Here is a 13,276-nt window from a genome sequence, read left to right as displayed (position 1 = left end):
TCCCGATTGTGCCTGCGTCAGATGACGCGCGTTACTTCGACTGCTCCAGCATCCAGTCGACCGTGGCGTGGATCTGCGCCTCGCTCAGGCCCGGGTTGCCGCCCTTGGGCGGCATCACCCCGCCGTCCGGACCGGTGTAGCCCTCGATGGCGTGCTTGTACAAGGTGTCCTTGCCCTTGGAGGCGCGGGCACCGAAGCCGGCCGCATCCAGTTTGGGCGCCCCGCCCACGCCGGCGGTGTGGCAGGCCGTGCACAGCTGGTTGAAGATTTCCTTGCCGTCCAGCGTGCCGCCATAGGCCCCCTGTGCGGCGGCGGCGGCCGTCGCGGCGGCCGCGGCGGCGGCCTGGGCCGCGGCTCCGGTGGCGCCGGCATAGACCGCGCCCACCGGCGAGATGCGGCTCTGGGTCTGCTTGGCCGCCACCGGCGAGACTTCCGCCGGGATGGTCTTGGACAGGAAATACGCCCCGATGATCAATCCGACGGTCACCACCGCCAGGATCCCGATCACCATCGAGAAGCGCTTGAGGAACTCCAGGTCATAGTTGCGCACAGTCCACCTTTGGCAGCGCCGTCACCGGCGTGGCTGAAAACACTCGATCATCCAGCGAATGTTCCGGTCGTGGGGGCGCCCGGGTGTCGCCACCGGTCAGGCAGCGACGGCCCGCATTATAAGCAGGCCTGTGGCCCGCCCCTCAAGGACACCAGTAGGCCTGGACCGGCGCGGAGGCCGCGCGCAGCACCGCGGCGATCGGCGGACCCGGCTCGGCGGCCACGGCCGCTTCGATGACCTGGGCCTTCTCCTGGCCTTCGATGTGCAGGTAGAGGTGGCGGGCGGCCACCAGCACCGGCAGGGTCAGGGTGATGCGCGGCTCGCCCGCGCCCGGCGCGTGCATCGGCAGCACCTTGGCGATCCCGGTCGGGTCCAGGGCTTGGGCCAGGTAGTCCCCGTCGGGGAAGAACGAGGCGGTGTGGCCATCGGTGCCCATGCCCAGCACGGCCACGTCCAGCGGCAGCGGCAGCTGCGCCAGCTCGGTTTCCAGCTCGGGCAGGGCCTGCGCCGGATCCTCGCCGTAGTTGCGGTACAGCGGCAGGAAGCTGGCCACCGCGGCGGCGCCGTACATCAGGTGCTCACGGACCAGGGCGGCATTGGAACGGGGCTGGGTCTCGTCCACCCAACGCTCGTCCACCAGGGTGATGGCGACCTGCTTCCACGGCAGCGGCTGTTCGGCCAGGGCCTGGAAGAAGCGCACCGGCGTGGTCCCGCCGGACAGGGCCAGGACCGCACGGCCGCGTTCGGCCAGCGCCGCGCGCAGCTGGTCGGCGACCGAGGCGGCCAGTGCCTGGGCCAGGGCTTCGTGGTCGGCGCAGGCGTGGACCTGGGCCAGCGAGGCAGGGAGGGCCAGACTCATGTGCCGGCGTCCTCATGCCAGGTGCGACCGTCGCGCTCGATCAGCGCCACCGCCGCGTTGGGGCCCCAGGAGCCGGCCGTGTACGACTTGGGCGCCTCGGGCAGCTGTTCCCACGCCTCCAGGATCGGATCGATCCAGGCCCACGCGGCCTCGACCTCGTCGCGGCGCATGAACAGCGACTGGTTGCCGCGCACCACGTCCATCAGCAGGCGCTCGTAGGCCTCGGGCTGGCGCACGCCGAAGGCCTCGGCAAAGCTCATGTCCAGCGGGACGTACTTCATGCGCAGGCCGCCCGGGCCGGGGTCCTTGATCATCAGCCACAGCTTGACCCCTTCGTCCGGCTGCAGGCGCAACACCAGGCGATTGGGCTGTGCGGTGCCGGCGCCGGCGTCGAACAACGAGTGCGGCACCGGCCGGAAGGCCACCACGATCTCCGAGACACGCTCGGGCAGGCGTTTGCCGGTGCGCAGGTAGAACGGCACGCCGGCCCAGCGCCAGTTGGAGACCTCGGCCTTGATCGCTACGAAGGTCTCGGTGCGCGAGTCGGTGCGTCCCAGCTCGTCCAGATAGCCGGGGACGGCCTGGCCGCCGGAGGCGCCGGCGCGGTACTGGCCGCGCACGGTGACATGGCTGACCTCGTTGGAGGTGATCGGCTTGAGCGAGCGCAGCACCTTGAGCTTCTCATCACGCAGTGCGTTGGCCTCCAGCGTGGCCGGCGGCTCCATGGCGACCATGCACAGCAGCTGCAGCAGGTGGTTCTGGACCATGTCGCGCAGTGCGCCTGAGGTGTCGTAATAGCCCGCGCGCTTTTCCAGGCCAACGGTCTCGGCCACGGTGATCTGCACGTGGTCGATGCGGTTGGCGTTCCACAGCGGTTCGAACAGGATGTTGGCAAAGCGCAGCGCCAGCAGGTTCTGCACCGTCTCCTTGCCCAGGTAGTGGTCGATGCGGAAGGTCTGCGCCTCGCTGAAGACCGCGCCAACGGCGTCGTTGATGCCCGCGGCGCTGCGCGAGTCCTTGCCGATGGGCTTTTCCAGGACTACGCGCGCATTGCCGCTGTTGAGGCCGGCGTCGCGCAGGCGCGAGCACAGGTCGACGAACAGGCTCGGACTGGTGGACAGATAGAACACGCGGATGCGGTCTTCGCCGGACTGCTTGAGCAGGGTCGCGAACTCCTCCCAGCCCTCGTCCTTGGTCGCATCCAGGGGGCGGTAGTCCAGCAGCTGCAGGAAGGCCGGCAGGCGCGCGCGCAGCAGCGTGTCGCCCTCGGCGATTTTCTCCAGCGCCTCGCCGACCTTGGCGCGGTATTCGCTGCCATCCTGCGGATCGCGCGCCACGCCGATGATGCGGCTGTCCTGCGGGATCTGGCCATCGGCGTAGCGGCGCAGCAGACCCGGCAGCAGCTTGCGCAACGCCAGATCGCCGGTGCCTCCGAAGATCACCAGGTCAAAGCTGTCCACGGGTACGGTCTTGGCGGTCACGGCACGGCCTTGTCGATGAAGGAAGAAAACGCGCAAGACGATACCACCGCGCTACCACGCCTCCCAGTCCTGGCGCTGTTGGACTGGTCGATTCGTCCTGGATTGAAGCCTTGGTATCGCATTGGTACTATTGAGGCATGCTTTCCGCCATTGCCACCGAATACGAGCGCCTGCAGTCGGCCGAAACCAGCCGCACACTGGCCTACCTGCGCCTGCGCCGCGCCTTGCAGCATCTCATCGACACCGGGGTGCTCGGTCCCGGCCATGGCCTGCCCAGCGAGCGCGACCTGGCCACCGGCCTGCAACTGTCGCGCGTGACGGTGCGCAAGGCGCTGTCGGGGCTGATCGACCAGGGACTGCTCAGCCAGCGGCAAGGCGCAGGCACCTTCGTGTCCGAACGCATCGTGCGCAGCTTCTCGCGCCTGACCAGCTTCACCGATGACCTGCGCGAACGTGGGCTCAATCCCCAGGTCACCTTCCTGGAACGCAGCCTGGGAGAGGTGACCCCCGAAGAAGCCATGGCGTTGAATCTCTCGCCCGGCAGCGGCGTGGTGCGGCTGTATCGACTGCGGCACGTGGATGGCGCGCCCATCGCCGCCGAACGCACGTTGGTGCCGCACGCCCTGTTGCCCGATCCGCAACGCATCGGCGCCTCGCTGTACGAGGCGCTGGATACCTATGGCCACCGCCCGCGCCGCGCACTGCAGCGCCTGCGCGCCGTCGCGCTGGATGCCGAGCCCGCACAGCTGCTCCAGCTCGACGCCGGTGCCCCCGGCCTGCTGGTCGAGCGCCGCGCCTTTCTCGCCGACGGGCGTGTAGTGGAATTCACCCGTTCGTTCTATCGCGGCGATGCCTACGATTTCGTGGCGGAGCTGCAGAGCGAATAGTCCCTGCGGTCGTTTCAATCCACGGCCAGCGGTCGCCGCTGACCAGCCGAGAGCAGGCGTTGGGCATCCACGCCGATCTCGTCGAAGATCGCGGTGATCCGCTCGATCGCCTGTTGTGCCTGCTTGGCGTCCTCCGCCTGTTCGAGGATGGCGGTCGCCTCGGCGGCGCAGGCATCGAAGAACGTCTGCTCCAACGGAGCCGGCCCATGCGTGGCGATCGTTTCGTGCAGGGCATCAAGCCGCTGGCTGAGGTCTTCCCAGGTCATTGGTTGCATCTCCGGGCATGGAACCGGTGTTGTCCGTGCGTACTGCAGCGCGCCGGTGAGGATTGGTCCGGAACGCTGCGCTGGGTCGGATGGTCGAACGACCAGGACGCGGGTTCTATGGAGGGCGCGCCTGGATCCAACGCGAAGATGCCGTCGGGCGCGTTCTGCAGTCGTGAGCGAAATGTAAGCGGGGATTTCGCGCACGATTCACGTCGTTCTACCAAGACTCGGGCCAAGTTCACGCTTACGTACCGACGCGCCTCCGCGCCTCGGTGCTGCCCCGGCCACATCAGAATGCGGTGCCGGATGGGTCAGGCTTCGCGAATGAAGAAGTAACCGCTCTTCCCGTGCCGGCCGATCCGGCAACCACCTGCAAGCGCATCACGCTTCCCGCGATCCCCGGTCGCCGTGCGCCGCCGGAGGTCGCGTTCCCCCAAACGCAGGCCCAGGGAGCTGCCATGAACGCGATTCTCGATTTCCGTACCGCACCCGCGCTCGACCGCGCGGGCCTGTCGATGCAGGCCCCGGCGGTCACGCCGCTGTTCATCGATCAAGCGCGCGCGCCGCACGAGCGCGCCAGCGTGGAGTATTTCGGCCGTCGCCTGGCGGGACTGATGGGCCGCGACTTCCGGCTGCGCGCACTGCCGGGACTGCCGGGCTATTTCATTCCCATGGAGACCCTCACCCGCGAACAGGCCGCCATGCGCGGCATCACCAGCGGTGAACACATCTTCGGTGGCGTGGTGCCGCATGCCTTCGTGGCCACCAAGGTGATCAGCCATGGCCTGGTCGAAGCGCCGGGAGACGTGCCGGAGGGTTGGGCGCCTGGGCTGGGCAGTGCGCTAGGTAGCGCGGTCCTGCCCGGTTTCGCCGCGTTTACCCCGGACGACCTGATCCAGGCGGTCTCCCGCCTGCTGCCGATGGGACGTGTGCGCTGCAAACTGGCCCACGCACGCGGCGGCAATGGACAACAGGTGGTGGATTCGCTGCAGGCGCTGGATGCGTGGCTGGCTACCGTGCCGCTCGGACAGATCGACGAGGGCGTGGTTGCCGAGCTCAACCTGGAGCAGGCGCAGACCTTCAGCATTGGCCAGGTGGAAGTGGGCGGGCATTGCATCGCCTATTTCGGTACCCAGTGCACCGTGGAGAACCCGCGCGGCGAGACGGTCTACGGCGGCTCGACGCTGCGCGTGGCCCGTGGCGGACTGGACCAGCTGCAACACGTGCCGTTGCCGCCGCAGGCCGCCGACGCCATCGCCAAGGTGCAGCACTACGAAGCCCAGGTGTCCGAGGCCTATCCAGGCTTCTTCGCCTCGCGCCGCAACTACGACGTGGTCCATGGGCGCGATGGCGACGGTTGGGAGCACTGCGGCGTGCTCGAGCAGTCCTGGCGCTTCGGCGGGGCGAGCCCGGCCGAGATCCTGGCATTGGAGACATTGGTGACCCAGCCAGAGGTGCCATGGCTGGACGCGATGACCTGCGAGGTCTGGGACGATGTCCCGGCACCGGCCGACGCGGAGGTCTATTTCCGGGGTGAAGTCGCTTCACTCGGGACCCTGACCAAATACGCTAGGGTCGTGCGCGATGGACGTGACCCTTGAACACATCGGCTTTGATGTAGAGCACGACCGGCTCGCCGGGACCCTGCTGGCACCGGCCCGGGCCTTGCCCGGCGTGTTGTTCGTCCACGGCTGGGGCGGCAGCCAGGACCATGACCTGGCGCGTGCGCGCGAGGCTGCAGGTCTGGGCGTGGTCTGCATGACCTTCGACCTGCGGGGCCACGACGGCGATGCACAGATGCTCGAGCGGGTCACCCGGCAGCAGAATCTGGACGACCTGCTGGCGGCGTACGACTGGTTCGTCAAGCAACCCAATGTCGATCCCGATGCGATCACCGTGGTGGGGATCAGCTATGGCGCGTATCTGGGGGCGATCCTGTCTTCGCTGCGGCCGGTGCGCTGGCTGGCGCTGCGCACGCCAGCCCTCTACAAGGACGAAGGCTGGGAGCTGCCCAAGCGCCAGCTGCATCAGGATCCGGATCTGATCCCCTTCCGTCACCGTCAGGTGCCGTGGAAGGACAATCGCGCACTGCGCGCCTGCGCCGAGTTTCGTGGCGACGCGCTGATCGTCGAGGCCGAGCTGGACCAGATCATTCCGCACCAGGTGATCGAGAACTACATGTCCGCCTTCACCCGTGCGCGCTCGCGCACCTCGCGCGTGATCGCCGGCGCGGACCACGGCTTCTCCGAAAAGCCGGTCCAGCGCACCTACACCGCGGTGCTGGTGAAGTGGCTGACCGAAATGGTCGTCGGCGCGCGCGAGCACGCCGCACGCGAGAAGATCAACGAGCGCAAGCGGGTGCGCGATGGACAGGCGGCTTCTGCCTCGCACTGATTGCGAGGCCGAGCATTGCGGCTTGACGATTTTTTGGGAATCGGCTTTTTGAGCAAACGCTTTCCTGCCGCGCCCAGCCCGCGTTCTTTGCGCTTGCAGAGCAAAGCTAAGCGAAGAATCACGGTACGCGTGGCACGCCGCGCCTCCATGCGTGGCGCCCTCATGGGTCTTGACCTCATCTCTTCGCCGTGCGTTATAGAGGGGTTCGGAGCAGAGACGAAGGGAAGCCTCGTGGCCCTTGCTTCTGCTTCGGCTGTTGCTGTTGCACTTTGCTCCGTATGTCTGAGCCGTAAAGCGAGCCGAGCATCGGAGAAGAAGACGGCCGCAGAGTCGCCCTGTTTGAGCGCAGCGAGTTTGGGCGACATGCCGTCTTCTTCGAGAAGCGCAGGGGACCGCCGCGTCGCGGCGGCGAGTGTCCCGGCGAGAGGCGGTTTTGCTTCCTTTTGACAAGACAAAAGGAAGTCGCGCCGATAGGCGCGAAAGCCTTTGCCTTCAGAGGAAAAGATAGGGGCTCCCGGGAAAACCGGGAGTCCAAGACAAACAGGCTCGCTAGCGTTAGCGCGCACATCGCGCCAACCCTCAGCAGCGGCTTATTCCCGCTTGCCCCGCAACCGCTCCAGCACCCCTTCCAGCGTGTCCAGATCGGTGTAGTGGATCATCAGCTTGCCCTTGCCATTGCGGCCGTGGGCGATGACCACCGAGGTGCCCAGGGTCTCGGACAGCTCGTTCTGCAACGAGGCGATGTCGGCCTGGGGGGCGAGCTTGGCCGGCTTCTTCTTGCCGTTGGCCGGGACCCGGCCGGCGGCGAACTGCGAGGCGCGATGTTCGACCTCGCGCACCGACCAGCCCTGGTCGGCGGCCTCGGCGGCCAGCTTGCTGGCCAGCTCGGGCGAGAGCGTCAGCAGGGCGCGGGCGTGGCCCATCTCCAGGCGGCGCGCCTCCAGTAGATGGCGGATGGCCGGCGGCAGTTCCAGCAGGCGCAGCAGATTGGACACCGCCGCGCGCGAACGCCCGACCGCCTCGGCCGCCTGGCCATGGGTCAGCGAGAATTCGTTTATCAGCCGTTGCAATGACTGCGCCTCTTCCAGCGGGTTGAGGTCCTCGCGCTGGATGTTCTCGATCAGCGCCATGGCGATGACCGTGCGGTCGTCCAGCTCGCGCACCACCACCGGGACCTCGGCCAGGCCGGCCAGCTGCGAGGCGCGCCAGCGGCGCTCGCCGGCGACGATCTCGTAACCGCCGGTGTCCACCGCGCGCGCCACGATCGGCTGGATCACGCCCTGGGCGCGGATCGAATCGGCCAGCTCGTCCAGCTTGGCCGGGTCCATCGCCTGGCGCGGCTGGTAGCGGCCGGGCTGCAGCTCGCCCACGGGGACCGTGCGCAGGGTTTCGCCAGGCTGGACCTCGGTCGGTGGCGTCTCGGCTCCTTTGGGGCCAAGCAGCGCTTCCAGGCCGCGGCCCAGGCCGCGCTTCTTCGGGGCGGACATCAATAGTTCTCCATGGGCGGGGGAGCGGGTCGCAACCGCTCCTGCTGGCGTCGGATGATCTCCCCGGCCAGGCCGAGGTAGGCCACGCCACCGCGCGAGGCGCGGTCGTAGCCGACGATGCTCTGGCCGTGGCTGGGGGCTTCGGCCACGCGCACGTTGCGCGGGACGATGGTGCGGAAGACCTGGTCGCCGAAATGCTCGGTCAGTTCGGCCGACACGGCGTTGGCCAGGTTGTTGCGCACGTCGAACATGGTGCGCAGCACGCCCTCGATCTCCAGCCTGGGGTTGAGCCGGCCACGGATGGCGGCGATGGTATCCATCAGCGCGCTCAGGCCCTCCAGTGCGTAGTACTCGCACTGCATCGGGACCAGGACCGAGTCGGCGGCGGTCAAGGCGTTGAGGGTCATCAGCGACAGCGCGGGCGGGCAGTCGATGATGATCCAGTCATAGTCGGCCCGCAGCGGCTCCAGTGCGGTCTTCAGGCGCTGCTCGCGGCCTTCGGCATCCATCAGCTGGATCTCGGCGGCGGTCAGGTCGATGTTGGCCGGGATCAGGTCGAAGTCCTCGCCGGTGCGCACGATCGCATCGCGCGCCGGCGCTTCCTGCAGCAGCACCTCGAAGGTCGAGGCCTCGATCTCGCGCTTGTCCACGCCGCTGCCCATGGTCGCGTTGCCCTGGGCATCCAGGTCGACCAGCAGCACCCGCTGCGGGGTATGTGCCAGTCCGGCGGCCAGGTTGACGGCGGTGGTGGTCTTGCCCACGCCACCCTTCTGGTTGGCGATGGCGATGATCCTGGCCATGCGGCGGCGTTCCTCGGGAAGGGGGCGGGTCAGGGATTATGCGGGTTTCACCCCGGCGCGTCCCACTGTGACCAGGTGGCGTTCGCCCTCCTGGCCGGGCACGGACAGCGGCTCGGTGCCGACCAGCGCCCAGCCGGCGGGCAGGGCCGCGATTTCCTCGTGGGGCATCACGCCCTTCATCGCCAGCAGTGTGCCGCCGGGTTTGAGCAGGTGCCCGCCCACCGCGATGATCCCGGCCAGGGTGTCCAGGGCGCGGGCGGTGAGATGGTCGTAGGCGGCCGGTTCGTCCACCGCCTCGGCGCGCGACTCGGCCACGCGGGCGTTACCCAGCTTGAGCTGGCGCACGGCCTCGCGCAGGAACCGGGCCTTCTTGCCGTTGCTCTCCACCAGGGTGACCTGCAGATCCGGGTGGGCGATGGCCAGCGGAATGCCGGGCAGGCCGGGGCCGGTGCCCAGGTCGGCCAGGGTGCCGTGGGAAACGAAGCGATGCATAGCCAGCGAGTCGAGCAGGTGGCGGGTCACCATCTGCCGCGGGTCGCGCACGGCGGTGAGGTTGTAGGTGCCGTTCCAGCGCACCAGCAGGGCCAGGTAGGCCAGCAGCGGGGGCGCCAGATCGGTGGACAGGCCGAGGTCGGCCAGCCCGTCGCGCAGCAGCGCATCCAGGCCAGGGGGCAGGGAATCAGGAGTCATCGCCGCCGATTATCGCAGGGCGGCGTGCTGGCGGAGCGCTCAATCGCCAGGCCGCCTGCGCCAGGCCACGGCTGCCAGATACTCGGGGCGGGGCTGCCACTGGTGCAGGCTCCAGTCATCGGGCGCGCCCAGCGCCGCATCGCACGCAACCAGTCGCAGGGGGCCGGCATCCAGGGTGGCTGTGTCCATCGGGGCGAAGGCCAGGCGCTCCAGACCAAAGGAAATGCCGTGACCATGCGCCTTGAGCACGGCCTCCTTGGCGCACCACAGGCGCAGGAAGGCGACCTCGCGGACCGCCTCGGGCAACGCCGCCAACGCCTGGGCCTCGGCCGGCGCGAAATAGCGTTCGGCCAGCGCCAAGGCGTTGGGACGCGGACGCAGCCGCTCCAGATCGGTGCCCAGCTCCACCCCTGGTGCGGTGGCCAGCAGCAGTCCCTGGCCGCTGTGGCTCCAGCCGACGTCGTGCCCGGCCAATGGGCCGTGCAGGCGTGGTCGGCCGCGGGCATCGCGGGCCAGCGGGAGGGTTCCTGCGGGCAAGGCGAACCAGTTCTCGAGCAGCGGACGTGCCAATGGTTCGCCCGATCCGCGCATCGGATAGGCGCTCCACCACACCTGCAGCGGGCCGATCGACCAGCGGCGGCCCGTGTCCTCATCTGGTTCAGGGATGTGCATGCGTCGCCCGACGGCTTGCGAAAGTCCCGGCATGTAGGCGTCGGGCATGTGAAGGCCGCAACGGCCGCATTGCCGCAAATGCCTGTTTTAGAGGGGTTTTGATCATCTCTGAACCCGTGTCGTATACGACGGTTTCACGCCAGCGGCGGCCAAATCGTCCCGCACCCCACAGCGCGGGGCATCGAAACCCATCAAACGAGGAGAACGGCAATGGGCATCATTATTTGGCTGATCGTGGGCGGCATCGTGGGCTGGCTGGCCAGCATCATCATGCGTCGTGACGCCCAGCAGGGCATCATCCTGAATATCGTCGTCGGCATCGTCGGTGCAGCCATTGCTGGCTTCCTGGGCGGCGGCAGCATCAATGCCGGCATCACCGTGGGGACCTTCCTGTGGTCGCTGCTTGGCGCGGTGATCCTGCTGGCCATCGTCAACCTGTTCACCCGCAAGAGCGTGCGTTAAACGCACGACGCGCAGTTCGACGAGGTGGAAGAGCCCGGGCTTTGCCCGGGCTTTTCTTTTGCGGATGCTGAACCCACAGGCTCAACCGAGCTCGACCCAGGCCGGCGCATGGTCGCTGGGACGCTCCCAAGTGCGGGGTTCACGGTCGATGCCGGCAGCGCTCGCGCGCGCCTTTAGGGCGTCGGAGACCAGGGTCAAATCGATGCGCAAGCCCAGGTTGCGGCGGAAACCGGCCATCCGGTAATCCCACCAGCTGAAGATCCCGGCCTCCTCGCTGTGCAGACGGAAGGCGTCGTGCAGGCCCAGATCCAGCAGCGACTGCAGCGCGCCGCGCTCGGCGGTGGAGGTGAGGATGTGGTCTTCGTTCCACACCGCCGGGTCATGCACGTCACGCGCGTCCGGGGCGATGTTGAAGTCGCCCAGCACCACCAGCTGCGGATGCACGGCCAGCTCGGCCTTGATCCATTCGCGCACCGCTTCCAGCCAGCGCAGCTTGTAGCCGTACTTGTCGGTCCCCACGTCCTGGCCGTTGACCACGTACAGGTTGATCACACGAACGCCATCGATGGTGCCGGCGATCACGCGCTTCTGTTCGTCCTCGAAGCCGGGAATGCCGACCTGCACGTCCTGGATCTGGCCGCGCGCCAGCAGGGCCACGCCGTTGTAGGTCTTCTGCCCGGAAAACACGCTGCGATAGCCGGCCGCGACCAAGGCCGCATCCGGGAACTTGTGGTCCTCCAGCTTGGTTTCCTGCAGGCCGACCACATCCGGTGCGAAGTCGCGCAGCCACTGTTCCAGGTGCGGCAGGCGCACGTTGAGCGAGTTGACGTTCCAGCTGGCGATCTTCATGGCGGTGCGCGGGGCGGCGGCGAGGGCGGCACAGCCTAACCCACCGGCACCGAGCCCATCGGTACACTGGCCCGATGAAGACCCTGCGTCCCTATCTCGACAAGCGGCCCGTGCTGGGCCAGCGCGTGTATGTGGATCCGGCCTGCACCGTCATCGGCGACGTGGAACTGGGCGACGATGTCTCGGTGTGGCCGGGCACGGTGATCCGCGGTGACGTCAACCACGTGCGCATCGGCGCGCGGACCAACGTGCAGGACGGCACGATCATCCACGTCAGTCACGCCAGTCCCTACAACAAGGGCGGCTATCCCACCCTGATCGGGCAGGATGTGACCCTCGGCCACGGCACCATCATCCATGCCTGCACCATTGGCGATGCCTGCCTGATCGGCATGGGCGCCTGCATCCTGGACGGGGCGGTGATCGCGCCCAACGCCTTCATCGCGGCCGGCGCGGTGGTCGGGCCGGGCAAGCAGGTCGGCAGCGGCGAACTGTGGGTCGGCAACCCGGCACGACTGGCGCGCAGGCTTTCGGACCAGGACCTCGAAGGCCTGCTGTACTCGGCCCAGCACTACGTGCGGCTCAAGGACCAGTACCTGGCCCAGGACAACGACTGACCGCCTTGTCAGCCGCGCCCGCGTCGGGCGACACTCGGCGCCTGGGCATGGGGATGCCTGCAAGGACGAAAGGGGAAGAGATGACGCAGACCAAGCTCCGTGGCCTAGTGGCCGCGTGGATGATGGCGCTCGCCGTTCCGGCGCTGGCACAGCAAACACCGGACGATACGGTGCGCCAGCTCGTGGACGGGCTGCACTTCCGCAGCGGCGAGATCGCGGTGGAGCAGGCCGCGGTGCATTTCAACCTGGGTGACCAGTTCCGCTATCTGGACAAGGCCGACACCCGCAAGGTGCTCGAACAGCTGTGGGGCAACCCGGAAGACGACAGCGTGCTGGGCATGGTCGTGCCGACCCGGCCGGCGCTGGACGAAGCAGGCAGCTGGGCCGTGGTGGTCACCTATGACGATGAGGGCTATGTCTCCGACGAGGACGCCTCCAAGATCGACTACGACGCCCTACTCAAGGACATGCAGGACGGCACGCGCGAGGCCAATGCCGAACGCGAAAAGGCCGGCTACGGCCGGGTCGACCTGGTCGGCTGGGCGGTGCCCCCGCGCTACGACGCGTCCAGCAAGAAGCTCTACTGGGCCAAGGAGCTGGCGTTCAACGGCGAACCGACCCATACGCTCAACTACGACATCCGCGTGCTCGGGCGCCATGGCTACCTCAGCCTCAACGCGGTGTCGGGGATGGACGAGCTGCCGCAGGTGCAGGCCGGGATGCAGCAGCTGCTGCCGATGACCGAGTTCGACCCCGGCGCGCGCTACGCCGACCACAACGCTTCCACCGACAAGGTCGCCGCCTACGGCGTGGCGGCGTTGATCGGTGGCGGCCTGGCCGCCAAGACCGGTTTGCTGGCCAAGCTCGGGTTGATCCTGGCCAAGCTGGGCAAGCTGCTGATCTTCGGCCTGATCGCCGCAGGCGCGGCGATCAAGAAGTTCCTCTCTTCGCGCAAGGACCGGGCATCGGCCACGGTGCGCTAGGGCCGGGTGGCGGCTTCCAGCGCGGCGAGGTAGGCCATCGCCTCGCCGCGCGAGGCGCCGCACATCGCCGCCTGCGGCCGCAGGCGGGCGCAGACCGCAGGCCGCTCGGGCTGGCCGAAAATCATGCAGCGCAGGTCGGCATCCAGCTGCACGCAAGGCACCCCGGCCGGCTTGCCCTGCGGCATGCCCGGGATGGGTGAGCTGATCGACGGGGCGGTGCAGCAGGCCGCGCAGCCGGTGCGGCAGGGCAGGTCGGATCCGGACATGACGCCAGTCTAG

General features: G+C 68.1%; 16 protein-coding genes. 6 read left to right on the top strand and 10 right to left on the bottom strand.

Annotated elements, in window-relative coordinates:
• Window positions 1–31: 31 nt before the first annotated feature.
• The 3 genes from PJ250_RS05855 to zwf form a co-directional block, all read right to left on the bottom strand.
• A complete protein-coding gene (locus tag PJ250_RS05855) occupies window positions 32–550 on the bottom strand; it encodes a c-type cytochrome (RefSeq protein WP_271647624.1) in 519 nt (172 codons plus the stop codon).
• Window positions 551–692: 142 nt separating this feature from the next.
• Window positions 693–1,409 (bottom strand): 6-phosphogluconolactonase, encoded by a 717-nt coding sequence (gene pgl / locus PJ250_RS05850; protein ID WP_271647623.1) that lies wholly within the window; start codon window positions 1,407–1,409, stop codon window positions 693–695.
• A complete protein-coding gene (zwf, locus tag PJ250_RS05845) occupies window positions 1,406–2,890 on the bottom strand; it encodes a glucose-6-phosphate dehydrogenase (RefSeq protein ID WP_271647622.1) in 1,485 nt (494 codons plus the stop codon). The genes pgl and zwf overlap by 4 nt, the downstream gene beginning before the upstream one ends.
• 137 nt (window positions 2,891–3,027) lie before the next feature.
• On the opposite strand from zwf, the gene PJ250_RS05840 reads away from it, so the two are divergent.
• On the top strand, window positions 3,028–3,777 hold the full coding sequence (locus PJ250_RS05840) for a GntR family transcriptional regulator (RefSeq protein WP_271647621.1): 750 nt from the start codon (window positions 3,028–3,030) through the stop codon (window positions 3,775–3,777).
• A 14-nt stretch (window positions 3,778–3,791) separates the two neighbouring features.
• Here PJ250_RS05840 and PJ250_RS05835 read toward each other — a convergent pair whose 3' ends face one another.
• Entirely contained in the window at window positions 3,792–4,043 is a 252-nt protein-coding gene (locus PJ250_RS05835) for a hypothetical protein (RefSeq protein WP_271647620.1), read from the bottom strand.
• Between the two features lie 458 nt (window positions 4,044–4,501).
• Between PJ250_RS05835 and PJ250_RS05830 the strand changes: the two genes are divergently transcribed.
• Both PJ250_RS05830 and PJ250_RS05825 read left to right on the top strand, forming a co-directional pair.
• Complete coding sequence (locus tag PJ250_RS05830) at window positions 4,502–5,644, top strand: DUF3182 family protein (protein WP_271647618.1); 1,143 nt, start codon at window positions 4,502–4,504, stop codon at window positions 5,642–5,644.
• Entirely contained in the window at window positions 5,628–6,437 is an 810-nt protein-coding gene (locus PJ250_RS05825) for an alpha/beta hydrolase family protein (RefSeq protein WP_271647617.1), read from the top strand. Before PJ250_RS05830 ends, PJ250_RS05825 begins: the two co-directional genes overlap by 17 nt.
• A 590-nt stretch (window positions 6,438–7,027) precedes the next feature.
• On the opposite strand, the gene PJ250_RS05820 is transcribed toward PJ250_RS05825, so the two are convergent.
• The 4 genes from PJ250_RS05820 to PJ250_RS05805 are packed head-to-tail and all read right to left on the bottom strand — an operon-like array spanning window position 7,028 to window position 10,086.
• Entirely contained in the window at window positions 7,028–7,924 is an 897-nt protein-coding gene (locus PJ250_RS05820; RefSeq protein WP_271647615.1) for a ParB/RepB/Spo0J family partition protein, read from the bottom strand.
• On the bottom strand, window positions 7,924–8,724 hold the full coding sequence (locus tag PJ250_RS05815) for a ParA family protein (protein ID WP_271647614.1): 801 nt from the start codon (window positions 8,722–8,724) through the stop codon (window positions 7,924–7,926). The genes PJ250_RS05820 and PJ250_RS05815 overlap by 1 nt, the downstream gene beginning before the upstream one ends.
• Window positions 8,725–8,760: 36 nt before the next feature.
• On the bottom strand, window positions 8,761–9,414 hold the full coding sequence (rsmG, locus tag PJ250_RS05810) for a 16S rRNA (guanine(527)-N(7))-methyltransferase RsmG (RefSeq protein ID WP_271647613.1): 654 nt from the start codon (window positions 9,412–9,414) through the stop codon (window positions 8,761–8,763).
• Between the two features lie 39 nt (window positions 9,415–9,453).
• Window positions 9,454–10,086 (bottom strand): 4'-phosphopantetheinyl transferase family protein, encoded by a 633-nt coding sequence (locus PJ250_RS05805; protein WP_271647612.1) that lies wholly within the window; start codon window positions 10,084–10,086, stop codon window positions 9,454–9,456.
• 210 nt (window positions 10,087–10,296) lie between these two features.
• Between PJ250_RS05805 and PJ250_RS05800 the strand changes: the two genes are divergently transcribed.
• The gene (locus PJ250_RS05800) at window positions 10,297–10,548 is read left to right on the top strand and encodes a GlsB/YeaQ/YmgE family stress response membrane protein (protein ID WP_271647611.1); all 252 of its coding nucleotides are present in this window, start codon (window positions 10,297–10,299) and stop codon (window positions 10,546–10,548) included.
• An 81-nt stretch (window positions 10,549–10,629) separates the two neighbouring features.
• On the opposite strand, the gene xth is transcribed toward PJ250_RS05800, so the two are convergent.
• On the bottom strand, window positions 10,630–11,397 hold the full coding sequence (gene xth / locus PJ250_RS05795) for an exodeoxyribonuclease III (RefSeq protein ID WP_271647610.1): 768 nt from the start codon (window positions 11,395–11,397) through the stop codon (window positions 10,630–10,632).
• Window positions 11,398–11,471: 74 nt separating this feature from the next.
• On the opposite strand from xth, the gene PJ250_RS05790 reads away from it, so the two are divergent.
• Window positions 11,472–12,014, top strand: a complete 543-nt coding sequence (locus tag PJ250_RS05790) for a gamma carbonic anhydrase family protein (protein ID WP_271647609.1) — start codon at window positions 11,472–11,474, stop codon at window positions 12,012–12,014.
• Window positions 12,015–12,094: 80 nt separating this feature from the next.
• On the top strand, window positions 12,095–12,997 hold the full coding sequence (locus PJ250_RS05785) for a DUF2167 domain-containing protein (RefSeq protein WP_271647608.1): 903 nt from the start codon (window positions 12,095–12,097) through the stop codon (window positions 12,995–12,997).
• On the opposite strand, the gene PJ250_RS05780 is transcribed toward PJ250_RS05785, so the two are convergent.
• Window positions 12,994–13,263, bottom strand: coding sequence for a YkgJ family cysteine cluster protein (locus PJ250_RS05780; RefSeq protein WP_271647607.1), 270 nt, complete (start codon window positions 13,261–13,263; stop codon window positions 12,994–12,996). The two genes, PJ250_RS05785 and PJ250_RS05780, sit on opposite strands and share 4 nt — an antisense overlap.
• Window positions 13,264–13,276: the final 13 nt, after the last annotated feature.

This window comes from Pseudoxanthomonas sp. JBR18 (genome assembly GCF_028198165.1).
In the GTDB taxonomy this organism is placed as follows: Bacteria; Pseudomonadota; Gammaproteobacteria; order Xanthomonadales; family Xanthomonadaceae; genus Pseudoxanthomonas_A.
Note: the sequence above shows the minus strand (reverse complement) of the source record. Positions and strands in the feature narration are given on the sequence as shown.